Source organism: Halolamina salifodinae (assembly GCF_017874235.1).
GTDB classification, from domain to species: domain Archaea; phylum Halobacteriota; class Halobacteria; order Halobacteriales; family Haloferacaceae; genus Halolamina; species Halolamina salifodinae.
This window is the reverse complement of record NZ_JAGGLC010000006.1, coordinates 123,112-139,935: the sequence shown is the minus strand read 5'-3', so window position 1 is coordinate 139,935 and position 16,824 is coordinate 123,112. Positions and strand designations below refer to the sequence as shown.

Below are 16,824 nucleotides of genomic sequence, written 5' to 3'. Positions count from 1 at the left end.
GGTTTCCGCTACGTCACGCGAGTAGCGCGTCGACGACCGGGTAGCCCAGCACGCGGCGCCAGACCGCCGCCGCGAGCGCCCCGTTGGCGAGCGTCGCGACCCACGCGATGCTGAAGCGGTCGGTGAGTTCCCGCGAGGCCGTCTCCGGGTCCACGCGCTGAATCGAGTAGAACAGATCGACGTAGAACGCCGTCAAACACCCGAGGACGACGGCCGCGAGCACGTAGCCGAGCGCGAACGCGAAGCCGGTGGCCGCGCCGGTCGCGACGGCCGCGACCGCGACGGTGGTGTCGACGCCGATAGCCGTCGCGAACGTGCTGATGCCCGCCTGTCGGTCGAAGTAGACATCGGCCGCCTGATGGATAACGTGATAGCCGAAACTGTAGCAGGCGACGACGCCGACGGCGAGGACGATGGACGGGGTGAGGCGGCCGCCGACCAGCGCGGCGATCGGGAGGACGAGCAGGCCGGCGTCGGCGCCGGTCGTAACGACGTGGTTCCAGACCCCGCGCTCCTTGAACCGCGGCGGATAGGAGTAGGTAAAACCGAACACGATGACGGCAACGCCCGCGAGCAGCACCCACGTGCCGGCGACGACGGCGACGGCAGCGTAGAGCGCCAGCGCGGCGACGAGATAGCCGGCGAGTAGGGCCCACGCGCGGCGCACGCCCAGCGTCACGACGGCGGCGGCGATAACGTTCTTCCCAGGGTTCGTGGCGTCGGCCGCGCGGTCGTGGATGGCGTCGGCGACGGAGGCCTGCAGTTTGGCGAGCATCGTCGCCACCGCGTAGCCCGCGGCCACCCACGCAGTCACCCCGATCGGGAGGCCGCCGACGCGAACGCCGATGCCGACCCCCAACAGCACCGAGGCGACGTTGTAGCCGATGGTGGCCGACAGGCGACTCACGACGGCCATGGCGTGTATCTGCTGCCGGACGCCGAGAGACGCCACGCGACCCATTTGCCCGTATTTGTCGTTTCCCCCGTTAAGGACTGTCGTCACGACCCGACGAGCTGCTCAACCCCTGAACAGCCACTCAGGGGCTGACTCGGCCTGCGAGAGATGGCTGGGTTTTCGAGAGCCGAAGTAAAGAGGCCGTATGCCTTAGCCCGGTTGTCGACGGAGATCCCACAATGTCCGACTCCCCCACACTCGACGGAACGAGACGTAGCGTGCTCAAAGCGACCGGCGGCCTCCTCGCAGCCGGCGGCCTCCTCGGGAGCGCCGGCGCCGCGACGGCCGCCGAGGAATGGACGACAGCCGAGACGCCGACCGCCCGGACGCTCCACGCCGTCGTGGAGACCGCTGTGGGTCCGTTCGCAGTGGGTGGCGGCGGTGAGGTACTCCACCGGACGGATCTCGGCTGGCAGCGCGTGCTCGACGACGGTCCGACGGGTAACAGCAACGACCTCTACGGCGCCGCGAGCACCGACGACGGGACTCGGCTCTGGGTCGTCGGCGCCTCGGGCGCGATTGGCGAGTACAACGTGCTCACGGGCTCGCTCATCGACCATTCCGCGCCGAACGACGTGACGAACAACTTCAACGACGTGAGCGTCGTCGGGGAGCCGGGCGACGCCAACGTCTACATCGCCGGCGACTCGGGCAAGATCTACAGCAGTGCCGCGAACGGCGCGACCGAGACCTGGTCGCAGGTGACCCCGGGATCGGGCGCGGCGATCCAGGCGATCGACTTCCACGGCCCGACCAACGGGCACGCCGTCGACGGCAACCAAACCGTCTTCGAGACGACTGACGGCGAGGTCTACGAGCGGATCGGCATCGCCGACGCCAACGTGAACTTCTATGCCGTCGATTCCGACGGGCGCGACGAGGTTCACGTGGCCGGCGACGGCGGGATGGTCCACGACTGGGACGGCGCGGCGTGGACGCCGACCGATCTCGGCGACGCCTCGTTCCGCGATATCGAACTCGCGGACGGGTCGGGCTACGTGGTCGGCGGTGGCGGCGCCCTGTTCAGCTTCGCCGACGGCACCTGGTCGCAGGAATCGACGCCGACCGGGGAGAACCTGAAGTCGATCCGGCGCGGCAGCACGGACATCGCCGTCGGCGCCGCCGGCACCGTCATCGAGAAGTAGTCGCAGACTGACCGCCGAGGGAGCGACGGTGCTGTCAGAGGCAGCCTCCCGACGATGTACTCCCTCGGCCGTTCTCGAGCGATCACGACACTCGTTCTGCAGGCGGATATTCGCCGGAATCATCCCCAACCGACCCGGCCCCCACGCCCAAGCCGCTGGCGTGAGTTGGTTCAGCCACGCGCACAGCACACCTCGCCCTCGTGGCCTTGCTGGCCGGCTGTGCCGGCTGTCAGCGGGACCTTCGGTCCCGTCTCGCTCACACCCAGATTCAAAACCTCAGATGACGCACGGCTCGCGACCGTTGCTCGCCGTAGAAATGCTCGGTCGGGGATTTGAACCAAGGCAAGACGGTCAGCCTCGCTTCGCTCGGCTGCTGCGACTTGCTGGGTTCAAAACCCCAGATGACGCACGGCAACGGCTCGCGACCGTTGCTCGCCGTAGAAATGCTCGGTCGGGGATTTGAACCAAGGCAAGACGGTCAGCCTCGCTTCGCTCGGCTGCTGCGACTTGCTGGGTTCAAAACCCCAGATGACGCACGGCAACGGCTCGCGACCGTTGCTCGCCGTAGAAATGCTCGGTCGGGGATTTGAACCCCGGTCATCGGCTTTCTTCCTAAACGGGCAATGCCCGAATTTTAGCCGAAAGGCCGAAATGATTGGCCGGACTACACCAACCGAGCGTATCTAAATATGGTCGAGGGGGAGGTATAAACCTGTCTTTTCGTCGTTCACTCGGGCGGTTCCAACGAAGAGTGGAATTCGATTTCGTCCCGTTCTGCCTTCCGATGACACGGACGACACAGGAGAACGAGGTTCCCGGGGTCGTGAGCGGCCGACTTCGGTACGTCGTTAGCCTGATCAAACAGCCTGAACGGTACGATATGGTGTACGTCGAGTCGGCGGTTTGATCCATCGTCACCACGGTTCTGACAGAGCTCGTCTCGCTCCCGTACTCGCCGACGCGCTCGGTCCCACCCCGGACCGTAACTCTCGGAGATACTTCCTTTCCATCGCGGGTTCCGTTCCCCAGTTCTGGCCTCGGACATCTTCTCACGAGTTGACTCGGGACGGGTCAGCCCAGTGAGCGACTCCGAAATCCGCTCACGGGTTTCTTCGGGAAGCTCCGACCCTCGTCGTGCTTCCCGGAACCGCTCGATGGTCTCCTGGGGGAACTCTCTACCCTCCATTGTCTCCGATATCTTCTCTTTCGTCTCCTCGTCCCGCTCACAGCCGTGCTGTGGATGGTTCTCTCCGACCAGTTCCCGGGTCTCGACGCCGCGTTTCTGCATCCACTTCCGGATACATCTCGCAGACACCCCACACTCCTCGGCGATCTCGGCCTGTGTCAGCCCCTCCACCCAGTACTTCTGTTCGAGCCACCAGCCGTTCCGATATCGACGCCCCACGGCGGCCCTGCCGCGTAATCCGTGAAAAGATCCGGCCGCTACGACCGCCTACTTCCCCTCGAACTCCGGCTCCTCGTCGCCCATGAACGCCGTCACGCCGGTCATCAGGTCCTCGGTGTTCATCAGGTGGCCGAACGCCTGACTCTCGATCTCGAGGCCGGCGTCGGTGTCGTCGCGGCCGGCGAGCATCGCGCGCTTGGTGAACCGCTGGGCGATGGGCGGGCCGGCCGCGAGGTCGCGAGCCAGCTCCCAGCCGCGGTCGAGCAGTTCGCTGTCCTCGGTGACCTCGTTGATGAAGCCGTACGCCGCCAGCTCCTCGGCGTCGTAGCGCTCGGCGGTGAAGATGATCTCCTTCGCCCGGCCCTCGCCGACGATGTGGCGCAGGCGCTGGGTGCCGCCCCAGCCCGGCAGCAGGCCGAGGTTGTGCTCGGGCTGGCCGAGTTCGCTCCGGCGGCTGGCGACCCGGAGATCCGCGCAAGTAGCTAGCTCCATCCCGCCGCCGAGGCAGTAGCCGTCGATGGCGGCGACGACCGGCGCGTCGAGGGACTCGAGTTTGCCGAACGTCTCCTGGCCCATCTTCGAGAGTTCGACCGCGTGCAGCGGGTCGCCCCCGCCGGCGGCCATCGACTGCACGTCCGCGCCCGCGGAGAACGCGCGGTCGCCCTCGCCCGTGAGAAGGACCGAGCGTACGTCGTCGTCGTCGTCGAGTTCGTCGATGGCGGTGTCGAGTTCACCCAGTAGCTCCTCGCTGATCGTGTTCATCCGGTGGGGCCGGGCGATCTCGATGTGGCCCACGCGGCCGTCGACCGAGACGTTCAGCGTCTCGTGCTGGGTCGCGTCGGAGCCGTCGTCGCCGGTGCCGTGGAAGCCGGCGCCGGACTCGGCGAGTTCGCGCAGGGAGTCCTCGACTTCGTACCGGGCCTCACCCGTCGTCTCGTGGAGTTCGTCGAGGCGCTCGACCAGCGCTTCGAGGCCGTAGTCGTCGGCCATCTTCGCCGGACCGTCGGGGAAGCCGGCACCGAGCTTGACTGCCTCGTCGATGGCCTCGGGGTCGGCGACGTCCTCGGCGACGAGGCCGGCGACTTCGTTGGCCATCAGCGCGAGCAGGCGCTCCTGCAGGTCCTCGCGGCCGGCGTCGGTCGGGATCTGGACGCCGCCGTTCTCGTAGTCATAGAAGCCGCGGCCGGTCTTCTTCCCGAGTTCCTCCTTCTCGACGTTCTCGGCGAGCAGCGGGGAGGGTCGGTAGGCGTCGCCGAGTTCTTGGTACATGTACTCCAGCACGTGGTAGCCCACGTCGATACCGACCTGATCGGCGAGTTCGAACGAGCCCATCGGGAGCCCGAGGTCGTACTTGGTGGTAGAGTCGACCTCCTCGATGGTGGCGTCGTCGGCCTCGACGGCCCACGCGGCCTCGTTCATCAGCGGCACGAGGATGCGGTTGACGATGAACCCCGGCGAGTCCTTCCGGACTCGGACGGGCGTCTTCCCCATCGATTCGGCGAGTGCCTCGATGGTCTCGAGGGTCGCCTCGGCGGTGTGGGCGCCGGAGATGACCTCGACCAACTGCATCCGCACAGGTGGGTTGAAAAAGTGCATCCCGCAGAACTGCTCGGGGCGGTCGCTGACCTCCGAGAGTTCGGTGACCGAGAGGCTGGAGGTGTTGGTCGCGAAGATGGCCTCCGGCGGTGCGTGTTCGATCACGTCGCGGTACACCTGCCTTTTGATGTCCATCTTCTCGGGCACCGCCTCGATCACCACGTCGGCGTCGCCGACGGCGGCGTCGAGGTCCACGACGGGCGTGACGCGGTCGAGCGCGCCCTCGGCGTCGGCGCGGCTGATCTGGTCTTTCTCGGCTAGCTTGTCGAGGCTCCACTCGATCTGCTCGTAGCCGTTCTGGACGAACTCCTCGTTGATGTCCCGCATCGTCACCTCGTAGCCGGCCAGTGCGGCCATCTCCGCGATGCCGTGACCCATGTTGCCGGCGCCGAGCACCGCGATCCGTTCGATATCCTCGGGATCCATGCGGCCCTCGTCGGTCGGGCAGCGGTTGAACGTTTCCCTCTCCCGGACCGGCAACGGGCTCGGGGTTGTTCGGCGTGGTCGTCGACGCCGGGCAGAGCCGGCGGGCGGTCGCGCGCCGGGGTGGTAGCACACGGATGCGGCAACAGGCTCCACATCCGCCGGCCGGAGCCGGCGGGCGGTCGCGCGCCGGGGGTAGTAGCACACGGATGCGGCAACAGGCTCCACGTCCGCCGGCCGGAGCCGGCGGGCGGTCGCGCGCCGGGGGTGGTAGCACACGGATGCGGCAACAGGCTCCACGTCCGCCGGCCGGAGCCGGCGGGCGGTCGCGCGCCGCATCCGGTAGCTCTTACCCGCGGGCGGTCCAACGATCCCGGACATGGAGATCGAGTCGGCGACGATGGCCGACGCGGATCGGCTGGCGTCGCTCTGGGTGGACCTCGCGCGCGACCAGCGCGCACACGGCTCGCACTTACTGGCCGAACCCAACCGTGCGTCGGTCCGGGAGGGGCTGGCGCGTTCCATCGTCACCGAGGGAGTGTTGGTCGCCCGAACTGACGACGGCGAGATCGCCGGCTTCGTCGAGTTCGCGCCGGAGACGGTGAGCTACCGGCAGGACGCCGACCGCGGCGTGATCGAGAACATCTACGTGCGGCCGAGCCACCGCGGGGACGGCACCGGGAGCGACCTGCTGGCTGCCGCCGAGGACCGCCTGCGCGAGGGGGGTGCCGACCGGATCGTCTTGGACGTGTTGGCGCCCAACGAGGCCGCCCGGCGGTTCTACGCGCGACACGGCTACAAACCCCACCGCGTGGAGATGGAGAAAGGACCCGAAAGCGATATGCACTCAAGGGAGGACTGACTAGCACCGGCCGCGCCTGGAGAGCATGGGTGGTTCATGCACTCGACTTGTAATCGAGACTTCCCGGGTTCGACTCCCGGTCCAGGCTTCCTGCGAGGAGCGAACGCGACGAGCGGAAGCCGTACCCGGAGTCGAAGCCTGCAGGTGGCGCGCAGCGAACGGACGTGGGCGAGCACCTCCTGCTCTGGTTCGACTCCCGGTCCAGGCTTTCGTCTCCGAACGACAGTGAGGAGCGAAAGCTGTCACCGGGCGTCGAGCAGGCGAGGAACGCACAGTAAGCGAAGCGAACGAGCATTTCTCGCCGTGTTCGACTCCCGGTCCAGGTTATCTTCCGCCAGCCGTCAGTGTCGACCCCCGCGACGACGACATCGCCGGCTCTCCTCGCCGCCACAACCGATTTGCCCGACGGGCCAGAACCAGCAGCCATGGCCTACGAATGGTGGCAGCCGTTAGTCGCGGGGCTGTTTCTGCTCGCCTCGGGATCGATTCACGTGTTCGCACCGTACCAAGCCGCCCGGAAGGCAGCGATGAAGGAGGGCAACGAGACCGACGTCGCCGACGAGTGGGAGATCGACGCCACCCAGATCTTCGGCGCGATCACCGCGCTGGTCGGGCTGGCGATCCTGGTGCGGGCGTACGGCCCGTTCTGAGCGGGAGCGAGATCCCCAGAAGTTACCCGTTCCGTAGTGCTCCGGCAGTGCCGGACGGGGACCCTCGAGACGAGACCGAGTACTGGGCGCTGTTGTTCAAGGCGGCGTTCACGGGGCTGGTCGTCGCCGGCGTCGTGTGGCTGGTGACGGGGTGAACTACTTCCAGACGGCCGAGGAACGGCCGGATATCGCCCGAATCGGCGGGTTCGACCGGAAGCGCACCCCCGGTGAGCTACTGCTCGGGGACTCTCGAGGCGGTCGTACGTCCACAAGTGGCCCCACGAGGGGGAGGAATAGACCATCGACGGCCGCATTGGAACCGGCCAACCGACGAACGCGCCGTGTCGTCCCCGATACTGTTTTGTAGTACGGGTGGCTAATTTCTAGCCGTAATGGGTGAAGTCTGCTCGACGTGCGGGCTGCCTGAGGAACTCTGCGTCTGCGAAGACGTCGCGAAAGAGTCCCAACAGATCAGCATCCGCATCGACGAGCGCAGGTACGGCAAGGAGGTAACGGTCATCGAAGGGTTCGATCCGAAAGACGTGGACATGGACAGTCTGTCCTCGGACCTGAAGTCCAAGTTCGCGTGTGGCGGCACCGTCGAGGACGGGTCCATCGAACTCCAGGGCAACCACAGCGGCCGCGTGGAGGACTTCCTCCGCGACAAAGGCTTCAACGTGGCCTGACCCCCTTCTCGCCGACCTGACTTCTCACCCCTCTCGCCGGCCGCGGCGGTGACGTGGGAACTATGTCGGCCCGCGCCGACCGTTTGAACGTGCCTCGAGCCGTCGCTGTCGCGTTCGTGCTACTCGTCGTGCTCGGCCAGCCGGCGGTCGCAACCGCTGCGCCCGGCTCCGGAATCACGACGGCGTCCAGCGACGCCGTCGACGCCGCCAACGTCCCCAACGCCGCTACTACTACCGAGACCGCAAACGCCACCGTAGCGGCGGCACCGACAATCTATGTCGACACCGTGCTGTCGCTCACGCCCGAGCAGCCGGGCTCCATCGGCGTCGTCCAGACGTTCGACACGCCCGACGAGGTGGTCGGACTCCGGGTCACGCTCGACCCCGAATCGACCGTCACCGAGTCCGACGGCTTCAGTCAGATCGACAGCCGGACGTGGGAGTGGGACGGCGAAACGCCGACCCCAGAGCTTCGCTACGAGATGGCCGCCAATCGGACTGCAGACCGCGACGGTCCGATGGGCGCCGACGGGTCGTACCTCTACACCGACGTGGGTGAGTGGGCGCTGGTCCGCCAGCCCACCGTCGGCCTCCGGTCGAGCTACCGGGGCGACCAGCCGATTTCGGTGAACCGCTCGACTCGCGTCGACGGCGAGGGCGCCGCCGGCGAGGCGACCGCTTTCCTCGGCGCCCACACAGTCCACACTCGGCAGGTCGCCGGGCAGGAGATTCAGCTAATCGTCCCCGACGCAGCCGATCTCGCGGACCCGCCCGAGCAGATCCTCGACGGCCTCGGGAACGCCTCGCGGGCGATGCATGTCGGCGACCGCGACCCACGGGTGTTCGCCGTCGCGGCGCCGACAGGCCGGGTCGGCTGGGCCGTTCAGGGGCTCCAGATCGGCGACACCGACTTCTGGACGCGCGCAAGCCGTTCCGTCGACACCGTCGGCAGCACGTGGCTCCACGAGTACGTCCACACCCGGCAGGCGTTCCGGACCAACGAGTCAGCCCGCTGGTTCACCGAGGCCAGCGCGACGTGGTACGCCGTCCTACTGAGCCAGCAGGCGGGCGCCAGCTACGACGATCTCACCCAGTTCCTACGCCGCGGCACCGCGAGCCCACAGGCCTCGGCAGTGCTCGCGGACCCCACTAGCTGGGCGAACAACGCCAACTACTGGAAGGGCGCGCTGGTGACGGGAGAGATCGACCGCCGGATCCGGCTGGCGACCGACGGCGGCGCCACGCTCCAGCGGGCCTTTAGCGCGCTCAACGGCCACACGAGCCCCATCACGAACGGGGACATCCTCGCGGCCGTCGGGAACGCTGCTACGGCGGAGACCCGGAGCGTCGCGGAGCGCTACACGACGACGAGCGACGTGCCCGCGGTCTGGAACCGGAGCGCTCACACCGAGGCGTTCGGCGCCGACGCCGCGCTGCTACAGGTCGACTTCGACACGGCGACGGACCTGCGTGCGACCGGCCCGTACCGCAACGCGAGCCTGCCCGCGCCCGTGACGCTTGCGGCTGGCGAGACGCTCTCGGTCCGGCCGACCGTCGAGAACCGCGGCGGCACCGCCGGCGACTACACCGTGACCCTCAGAGCCGCCGACAGGGTCGTCGACGAGGCGAACGGGACGCTCCCACCGGGGGAGACAGCGACCGCCTCGCTGGCACGGCAGTTCACCGAGCCGGGTCGCTACACCGTCTCGGTCGCCGACGAGCAGTTCAGCGTTCGAGTCCGGGAGCCGGCGACGCCGACGGTGACCGAGGTGGCTGTCCAACCCACATCCGTCGAGCGCGGCGGCGAGGCGACGGTGACCGCGACCGTGACGAACGACGAGACGGTACCGGGCAACGCGACGGTGGCGTTCACGCGCGACGGCGAGCAGATCGCGACCGAGACGGTCACCCTCGGCTCGGACGAGCAGGTGACGGTCACGAACCGCGTCGGGATGCCCGACGCCGGCGACCACCGCGTCGGCGTCGAGGGCAACGAGGTCGACGTGCGCGTCACGGAGCCCGCGACTGCGACACCAGCGACTTCGACACCAGCGACTTCGACACCAGCGACTTCGACGACGACCACCCCCGGGTTCGGTGCGCCGGCCGCGGTCGGCGCCGTTGGGGCCGCTATCGCTCTCCGACGGCGGCGTTCCGGCGAGTAGGCCGGGGTGAATTCCGAATATGTCGCCGCGACCGCGACCTAGCCGGTCTAGAACGGTGCCGCCGGACCCTCGTCGGGTTCGGCGTCGCCGTCGGCGCCCGACTCGATCTCACCGTCCCACTCGCTCAAGCCACCAGCCATGCTCTCGACGGCGGCGTCGTCGACACCCTCGTAGGACTCGACCAGTTTCGCGGCCTGCACGCTCGATTTGCCGTGTGGACAGACAGTGACGATATGGTCGGCGTCCGCGAGTTCGGCGACACGGTCGGGAAGGCGCCGGAACGGGACGTTCAGGCTCCCCGGGATGTGGCCCCGGCGGAACGCCGGCGGCTCCCGGATGTCGACGACCGTCGGGTCGGCGCCGTCGGCCAGCAGTTCGGCCACGCGCTCGGGCGAGATTTCGTCCATACCCCGCCTACCGGCCTCTCGGGGTTGAACCTCACGGCAGCAGGTCGTCTGGCTGGCCCGCGATATCGGCGCCACGTGGAGGCTGGATTAGGAAGTCAGAGCAGCCCTTCCTCGTCGGCCAGCGTCAGACCCTGCAGCGTGGCCTCGTTGAGCGGCCGCGACCGGGCCGTCGGCAGCGCCTCGTCGGCGGGCACCGCCCGCGGCGTGAGGAACTCGCTGTCGTCGAGATCCTGCTGGGTCGGGGTGAGTCCCTCCGCGAACACGTAGGCGCGCTTGTGTCTGAGCACGCCCGTCGCGACCCAGACCTCCTCCAGCACCGACAGCGAGTCCGCGCAAAAGCCGGTCTCCTCCTCGAGTTCCCGCTCGGCTGCGGCGGTAGCGGACTCGCCGGCCTCGACGACGCCGGCGGGGAGCTCGAGCTGTTCGTGGCGGATCGTCGGCCGGTACTGCTCGACGAACAGCACGTGGTCGTCGGTGACGGCGGTGATCACGACGGCCGTCGGGAGCTCGGCCCAGTAGTAGCGTTTCTCGGTGCCGTCGGGCTGTTCGACGCGGTCGTAGCCGGCGACGAACCAGCCGGTTTCGTACTCCGGCACGCTCTCGATGACGTGCCAGTCTGGGTGTGGCTCCGGGAGCGGTTCGTGCCGGCGGCCGTCCTGGGGCGGGTAGTCGCTCATTCGGCTACTCGGTGGTCACGCCGGCGTCGTCTTTGAACATCGGCCGGTAGATCCGGCCGAACGCCTGCCGGCGGAGGGTCGCAACGGCCGCCTCCGGCTCGGACTGGAACGTCGCCGCCACCACGGCCTCCGCGACTGGCGAAGCATGCCAGACGACGTTGTCGACGTTCTCGGAGCCGGTCTCGTGGACGTCGTAGTTGGGGTGGTTGTTGATCCACGCCTCGTACTCTTCACGGTCGCCGACGCTGACGACCAGCAGCGACGCGAACATCGCGTCGCGGGCCGTCTCCACCACGTCGCCAGTGACGCGCTCGTCGTACTCCTCGCGGTCAAACTCCATCGCCTTGGCCGTCTCGCGCACGACGGTCTGGGCGGCGGGCCCGACGGCGTCGAAGGATTCGAACGCCTCAGCCTCGGTCTCGGGGGCGAAAACACCTTCCGTACGCATGGTCGGACCTCGGAGCGGACGGGCTTACCGCTGGCGGTGCGCGGTCAGGCGTCGTCCTCGACCTCTTCCGCGTCGTTCTCCGCCACCTTCTCCCGGCGCTCCCGGGTCATCTCCCGGGCCTCGGCGACGACTGCCTCTGCGGCCTCGTCGATGAGCCCCGAATCGGGCACTTCCGACGGCTCGGCGAGTTCCTCGGTCGGGTGACCGCCGGCGTGGTCGTGTTCGTGGCTGTCCGCGTCCTCCGTGGGGATGTCGGCGCGCTCGGCGGTGGCCTCCTCGTAGTCGATCTCCTCGGCGTCCTCGACGATCTCCGCGGCGAGCTCCGGCGGCGTGTGCTCGCTCCACTCCGCGAGGTGGTCGTCGAGCCACGCCTCGTGGTCCTCGCCGTGGAGCATCGCGGTCATCGCGAGGTGGTTCGCCAGATGCTCGTCGTCGTGCTGGGGGGCGCCACAGACCGGACAGCTGTATCCCATACCCGAAACTGTGCCCCGAAGGGGAAAACAGATGCGCTCGATGCGCTTGTCGGGACGTACGCCGGGTATTTCGACGTTCGCACCAAACAGCCTAAGCGGACGAGAGCCCACTGACCCGTATGAATCGACGGACGTTCATCAAGTCGACCGCCGCCGTTCCCGTCGGTGCGACGGCGGGCTGTCTCGATGCCGTCGGATTGGGAGATGCGAACCCCGATGTCGCGCTCGCCGAACCCGACCGACCCTTCGAGAGCGAGGACGTGCCCTATCCGGCGTGGGGCCAGCGCGTCCCCGACGTGGACCTCTCCGCACCGCTGGCCGGGGGAACGTGGTCACTGCGTGACCTCGGGAGGCCCGGACTGCTCACGTTCTTCTACAGCCACTGTCAGACGGTCTGTCCCGTCCTCATCGGCACGCTCCGAAACGTCCAGGCTCACGCACGGACGAACGAGTACGCCGACGAGGTGGCGTTCGCGCCGGTGACGTTCGACCCCGCCCGGGACACCGCCGACCGACTCGCCAGCTACGGCGAGGAGATGAACGTCACGACCGGCGAGGACGGCTGGCGGTTCCTCCGACCCGAGTCCAAAGAGCGTGCCAAAACGGTCGTACAGGAGCAGTTCGGCGTCGACTTCCGGCGTACCGAACCCGAGAACATGGACATGTACATGTTCGCCCACACCTCCCTGACGCTGCTCGTCAACGCGGACGGCTACGTCGAACGGGCGTACCAGACCTCCACCCCCGACGAGCAGGCGGTTATCGACGACCTAACTGCCCTGCGAGAGGCATGAACCGCCGGCGACTGCTCGCCGCGCTCGCCGGCATCGGGCTGACCGGTGGGAGTTTCTGGGCGGCCCGCGGCCTGTCCGGGACGGGCGCCGGAGCCCTCCCCATTCGCGTCGAAACCATCGACGCGGCCGGCTCCGAATCGGGGTCGGCGACCGTTCCCACGCCGGGACGAGTGACCGTCGTCGACCTGTTCGCGACGTGGTGTGCGCCCTGTGGCGAACAGATCGGGATTATCGACGCCGTCAGAACCGAGTACGACGAGGTACTCTTCGTTTCCGTGACCAACGAGCGTCTCGGCGAGTCGCTGACGAGAGCCGACATCGCCGACTGGTGGGCCGAGAACGGCGGCGCGTGGACCGTCGGGCTCAACCCCGGCAGCGATCTGATGGCCGCCTTCGGCGCAGACGGACTCCCGTACATCGCCATCACTGACGCCGCGGGAACGGTCCAGTTCGAACACGGTGGCCTCGTCGACGCTGAGACCCTCCGGACGGAACTGGACGCGGTGGTCGGGAATGGTTGACCCGGGGACCGTCGGCGTCGTCGGGTTCGCGGCGGGCGCGGGCGTGACGACGTTTTTCGCCCCGTGTGCGTTCCCGCTGCTGCCGGGCTACGTCGGCTACTACCTCCGCGAGAGCGACCAGCGCGTGGCCGCGGTCCCGGCCGCGGTCACGGCCGCGGCGGGCACGCTGCTCGCGCTCGCAGTCGTGGGCGGCCTCGTACTCGCTATCGGCCGCCCGCTCACCCGGGCGCTCCCGCTGTTCGAACCGTTGGTCGGTCTGGGACTCGTCGCCCTCGGCGTCGTGACGTTCCGGAGTGGCGCGCCGACCCTCGAAATCCCGCTGCCGCGCCGGCCGAACACGTTGGTCGGCTTCGGCGTCTTCGGCGCGGTGTACGGTATTGCCGCGGCGGGGTGTGTCGTCCCGCTGTTCCTCGGCGTCGTCACGCAAGCGCTCGCGCTCGAGGGCACCGCGAGCGGGATCGCGCTCGGGGCGTACGCGCTCGGGGTCGCCGCCCCGCTCGCGGGCGTAACGCTGCTGGCCGGCGCCGGCGTCGAGGTGTGGCGCTCGGTCGGTTCCTACACGGGGCGAATCCGGCAGGCCGCCGGCGCCGTGATGGTGGCCGCAGGGCTCGGTCAACTGTATCTCGCCGTGGTCGTGCTCGACGTGCTCTAGGCGCCGTCGCGGCTCCACGTCTCGATGTCCAGCACCATCACGTAGGCGTCCTCGCCGTCGTCGTAGTAGGACGGCACCCGCCGGACGCGCTCGAACCCCACGTCATCGTACAGCGACTGGGCAATCTCGTTGCTCTCCCGGACTTCGAGTTTGACGACGTTGGCGCCGGCGACGGCCATCGAGACCAGCACGCGGCGCAGCAGCGCGCGCCCGACCCCACGGCCCTGTGCCTTCGGGTGGACCGCGATATCCTTCAGGTGGCCCAGATCCCGCCCCCCGCTGGCGGTCACGTCGGCGATTGCGTAGCCGACGACGGCGCCGTCCTCGGTAGCGACGAGGAAGCCGGGGTTGCCGAGGAACTGCTCGAAGGAGGCGAAGGGCCACGGCTGGGGGAACACCGCCTTCTCGATGCGGAACACCGCCAGCAGATCCGCGCGCCCCGCCTCGCGGATCGTGAGGTCCTCCGCAGTCGGGGGCTCCGAAGTGGAGGTCACGTACGGCGGCTAGGGCGTTCGACGGCATAAGCACCGTGGCCACCGGCGACGCTGTGGCTCGTTTTTAGGTGAAAACCGCAAAACGGAGATGGTGGGTGGCCCGCGATATCGCGGGTCGTGATTTTTAGGCCACAATCGCGGCATCGCGCTCCGTCGCCGTGACACGGCGGTCACGGCAGGTCACGAACCGCGATTGGCTTCGACACGATCACGGCAACAGGCGCCGAGCGATCACCCGACGGTGATCGCCGGTCACGAGCCGTGGTCGGCTATACACAGTCACGGCAACAGGCTCCGCCACCGTGACACGGTGGGTCGCGAGCCGTCACCAGAAATCAAAGATTTCTGGTTGGCAGACGAGAGCCGGCGGCTCTCGTCAACGTGACTGGCTTAGTCGTCCGCGGGCGCCGCACCGCTACCGCCCTGGGTCTGCTGTTTCGTCCACGAGAGCTTCCCGCCCGCTGCGAGGATCTCGCGCTCTCGCTCGGAAGCGTCGAGGTGGGCCGTGCCCTCCCACTCGCCGTTGACGCGGAAGGTGAACTCCTCCTGGCCGGAGCGGACACCCTGACCCACGTCGTCGACGATTTCGACGTTGTCGCCCTGCTCGATGTTCTCGTAGTCGTCCTCGTCGATGGTCAGCGGGACGAGGCCGAAGTTGAACAGGTTCGCCTTGTGGATGCGGGCGAACGACTGCGCGAGGACGCCCTCGACGCCGAGGTACATCGGACAGAGCGCCGCGTGTTCACGCGAGGAGCCCTGCCCGTAGTTCTCGCCGGCGACGAGGAAGCCGCCGTCGGCGTCCAGCGCGCGCTGGGCGAAGCTCTCGTCGACACGCGAGAGCGTGAACTCCGAGAGCTTGGGCACGTTGGAACGGAACTTCAGGATGTCCGAGGTGGCCGGGATGATGTGGTCGGTCGTGATGTTGTCGCCCATGCGGAGCAGCACCTCACCGTCGAGGTTCGGCTCCAGCGCGTCCTTCAGCGGCACGTCGCCGATGTTGGGCCCTTTCACGAGTTCGTCGTCGACGGCCTCGTCGGGGGCGATGAGGTCGGCGTCCTGTCGGTCGTAGCCCCGACCGAGTTCGAAGCCGGGGTCCTCGAGGTCGTCGAGTTCGTCGGCCAGATCACGCGGGTCGATGATCTCGCCCTTGATCGCCGCCGCGGTGGCGACCTCCGGCGAGCAGAGGAAGACCGAGTCGTCCTCGATACCCGAGCGACCCTCGAAGTTGCGGTTGAACGTCCGCAGCGAGACGGTGTCGCTGCCGGGGACGTGGCCGATCCCGATACAGGCGCCACAGGTCGCCTCGGAGAAGTTCACGCCGGCGGCCATCAGCTCCGCGGTCCAGCCCTCGCGGGCCAGCATCTCGGAGGCCTGCTTCGAGGCGGGCGCGATGATCATCTCGGTCTTCTTGTTGACCTCGCGGCCCTCCAGCATCTTCGCGGTCGGGAGGATGTCCTCGTAGGCGCCGTTGGTACAGGAGCCGATCATCACCTGCTCGACGGACTGGCCGGCCGCCTCGCGGACGGGCACGACGTTGTCGGGCATCGACGGCTCGGCGATCATGGGCTCGATCTCCGAGAGGTCGACGACGATCTCGTCGGCGTATTCGGCGTCGGCGTCGGGCTGGAGATCGACGTAGTCCCCGGAGCGGTCGACCTCGTCGAGCCACTCCTTCGTGCGCTCGTCCGTGCCGAAGATCGAGGAGGTGGCGCCGAGTTCGGTCCCCATGTTGGTGATGGTGGTCCGCTCGGGCACCGAGAGCGTCTCCACGCCCGGACCGGTGTACTCGAACACCTTGCCGACCCCGCCCTTCACCGAGAGCCGGCCCAGCAGCTCGAGGATCACGTCCTTCGCGGAGGCCCACTCGCCGAGTTCGCCCTCGAGGCGGATGTTGACGATCTCGGGCATCTCGACGTAGTAGGCGCCCCCGCCCATCGCGACGGCGATGTCGAGGCCACCCGCACCGATGGCGAGCTGGCCCAGCCCGCCGGGCGTCGGCGTGTGGGAGTCGCTGCCGAGCAGCGTCTTGCCGGGCGCGGCGAAGTTCTCCTTGTGGACGTTGTGACAGATGCCGTTACCGGGCCGAGAGAAGTGGGCGCCGAAGGTGCCCGCGGCCGAACGCAGGAAGCGGTGGTCGTCGGTGTTCTTGAAGTCGAACTGGTAGGTCTGGTGGTCGCAGTACTGCGCGGCGAGTTCGGTCTGTACTTCGTCGAGGTCCAGGGCCTCGAACTGGAGCCACACCATCGTCCCGGTGGTGTCCTGTGCGAGTACCTGGTCGATCTCGATCCCGATCTCCTCACCGGGGGTGAGGTCGCCCTCGACGAGATGCTCGTCGAGAATCTTCTCCGTGATTGTCTTTCCCATATCGTCTGCAGATGGGCTTGGAACAGTGATAAATCCGGCGAGAACCGCAGGGCAGCGTGAAACTCCGGAAATCTTGCGGTAGGAGCTACAGCGGCGTTCGTCAGCGT

General features: G+C 68.0%; 17 protein-coding genes and 2 tRNA genes. 9 read left to right on the top strand and 10 right to left on the bottom strand.

The genetic code is table 11. The features are described 5' to 3' along the window. Window positions 1–13: 13 nt before the first annotated feature. Complete coding sequence (locus tag J2753_RS13335; RefSeq protein WP_245334650.1) at window positions 14–961, bottom strand: UbiA family prenyltransferase; 948 nt, start codon at window positions 959–961, stop codon at window positions 14–16. A gap of 173 nt (window positions 962–1,134) precedes the next feature. Between J2753_RS13335 and J2753_RS13330 the strand changes: the two genes are divergently transcribed. Then, window positions 1,135–2,100, top strand: coding sequence for a WD40/YVTN/BNR-like repeat-containing protein (locus J2753_RS13330; RefSeq protein ID WP_245334649.1), 966 nt, complete (start codon window positions 1,135–1,137; stop codon window positions 2,098–2,100). A 571-nt stretch (window positions 2,101–2,671) separates the two neighbouring features. Here J2753_RS13330 and J2753_RS13325 read toward each other — a convergent pair. From J2753_RS13325 to J2753_RS13315, 3 genes are all read right to left on the bottom strand, one after another. After that, window positions 2,672–2,779, bottom strand: a tRNA-Glu gene (locus J2753_RS13325). 48 nt (window positions 2,780–2,827) lie between these two features. Beyond that, entirely contained in the window at window positions 2,828–3,505 is a 678-nt protein-coding gene (locus J2753_RS13320; RefSeq protein WP_209492546.1) for an NUMOD3 domain-containing DNA-binding protein, read from the bottom strand. Window positions 3,506–3,553: 48 nt separating this feature from the next. Continuing rightward, complete coding sequence (locus tag J2753_RS13315; protein ID WP_209492545.1) at window positions 3,554–5,527, bottom strand: 3-hydroxyacyl-CoA dehydrogenase/enoyl-CoA hydratase family protein; 1,974 nt, start codon at window positions 5,525–5,527, stop codon at window positions 3,554–3,556. Between the two features lie 376 nt (window positions 5,528–5,903). On the opposite strand from J2753_RS13315, the gene J2753_RS13310 reads away from it, so the two are divergent. The 5 genes from J2753_RS13310 to J2753_RS13290 all read left to right on the top strand — a co-directional run bounded on the left by J2753_RS13310 (window position 5,904) and on the right by J2753_RS13290 (window position 9,887). After that, window positions 5,904–6,386 carry a GNAT family N-acetyltransferase gene (locus J2753_RS13310; RefSeq protein ID WP_209492544.1) on the top strand — a complete coding sequence of 161 codons (483 nt, stop codon included), beginning with the start codon at window positions 5,904–5,906 and terminating at the stop codon, window positions 6,384–6,386. 14 nt (window positions 6,387–6,400) lie between these two features. Further along, window positions 6,401–6,474: transfer RNA gene (locus J2753_RS13305), tRNA-Thr, on the top strand. A gap of 337 nt (window positions 6,475–6,811) precedes the next feature. Next, entirely contained in the window at window positions 6,812–7,036 is a 225-nt protein-coding gene (locus tag J2753_RS13300; protein WP_209492543.1) for a hypothetical protein, read from the top strand. A 392-nt stretch (window positions 7,037–7,428) separates the two neighbouring features. Then, complete coding sequence (gene yciH / locus J2753_RS13295; protein ID WP_209492542.1) at window positions 7,429–7,722, top strand: stress response translation initiation inhibitor YciH; 294 nt, start codon at window positions 7,429–7,431, stop codon at window positions 7,720–7,722. Window positions 7,723–7,811: 89 nt separating this feature from the next. Beyond that, window positions 7,812–9,887 carry a hypothetical protein gene (locus tag J2753_RS13290; protein ID WP_209492541.1) on the top strand — a complete coding sequence of 692 codons (2,076 nt, stop codon included), beginning with the start codon at window positions 7,812–7,814 and terminating at the stop codon, window positions 9,885–9,887. Between the two features lie 47 nt (window positions 9,888–9,934). On the opposite strand, the gene J2753_RS13285 is transcribed toward J2753_RS13290, so the two are convergent. From J2753_RS13285 to J2753_RS13270, 4 genes are all read right to left on the bottom strand, one after another. Beyond that, entirely contained in the window at window positions 9,935–10,294 is a 360-nt protein-coding gene (locus tag J2753_RS13285) for a rhodanese-like domain-containing protein (protein WP_209492540.1), read from the bottom strand. Between the two features lie 95 nt (window positions 10,295–10,389). Beyond that, the gene (locus J2753_RS13280) at window positions 10,390–10,971 is read right to left on the bottom strand and encodes an NUDIX hydrolase (RefSeq protein ID WP_209492539.1); all 582 of its coding nucleotides are present in this window, start codon (window positions 10,969–10,971) and stop codon (window positions 10,390–10,392) included. A 4-nt stretch (window positions 10,972–10,975) separates the two neighbouring features. After that, window positions 10,976–11,419: a DUF5809 family protein gene (locus tag J2753_RS13275; protein WP_209492538.1), complete on the bottom strand. Its 444-nt coding sequence runs from the start codon at window positions 11,417–11,419 to the stop codon at window positions 10,976–10,978. A gap of 44 nt (window positions 11,420–11,463) precedes the next feature. Further along, the gene (locus J2753_RS13270; protein ID WP_209492537.1) at window positions 11,464–11,892 is read right to left on the bottom strand and encodes a DUF5810 domain-containing protein; all 429 of its coding nucleotides are present in this window, start codon (window positions 11,890–11,892) and stop codon (window positions 11,464–11,466) included. Between the two features lie 119 nt (window positions 11,893–12,011). Here J2753_RS13270 and J2753_RS13265 point away from each other — a divergent pair, with 119 nt between their 5' ends. From J2753_RS13265 to J2753_RS13255, 3 genes are read left to right on the top strand one after another with little or no spacing between them, the layout of a single operon-like run. After that, a complete protein-coding gene (locus J2753_RS13265; RefSeq protein ID WP_209492536.1) occupies window positions 12,012–12,686 on the top strand; it encodes an SCO family protein in 675 nt (224 codons plus the stop codon). Next, window positions 12,683–13,207 carry a TlpA family protein disulfide reductase gene (locus J2753_RS13260; protein WP_209492535.1) on the top strand — a complete coding sequence of 175 codons (525 nt, stop codon included), beginning with the start codon at window positions 12,683–12,685 and terminating at the stop codon, window positions 13,205–13,207. The genes J2753_RS13265 and J2753_RS13260 overlap by 4 nt, the downstream gene beginning before the upstream one ends. Next, the gene (locus J2753_RS13255; RefSeq protein WP_209492534.1) at window positions 13,200–13,859 is read left to right on the top strand and encodes a cytochrome c biogenesis CcdA family protein; all 660 of its coding nucleotides are present in this window, start codon (window positions 13,200–13,202) and stop codon (window positions 13,857–13,859) included. Before J2753_RS13260 ends, J2753_RS13255 begins: the two co-directional genes overlap by 8 nt. On the opposite strand, the gene rimI is transcribed toward J2753_RS13255, so the two are convergent. Together rimI and J2753_RS13245 are read right to left on the bottom strand one after the other, a co-directional pair. Next, window positions 13,856–14,353, bottom strand: a complete 498-nt coding sequence (gene rimI, locus J2753_RS13250) for a ribosomal protein S18-alanine N-acetyltransferase (protein WP_209492533.1) — start codon at window positions 14,351–14,353, stop codon at window positions 13,856–13,858. The two genes, J2753_RS13255 and rimI, sit on opposite strands and share 4 nt — an antisense overlap. A gap of 390 nt (window positions 14,354–14,743) precedes the next feature. Beyond that, the gene (locus tag J2753_RS13245; RefSeq protein ID WP_209492532.1) at window positions 14,744–16,717 is read right to left on the bottom strand and encodes an aconitate hydratase; all 1,974 of its coding nucleotides are present in this window, start codon (window positions 16,715–16,717) and stop codon (window positions 14,744–14,746) included. Window positions 16,718–16,824 lie beyond the last annotated feature (107 nt).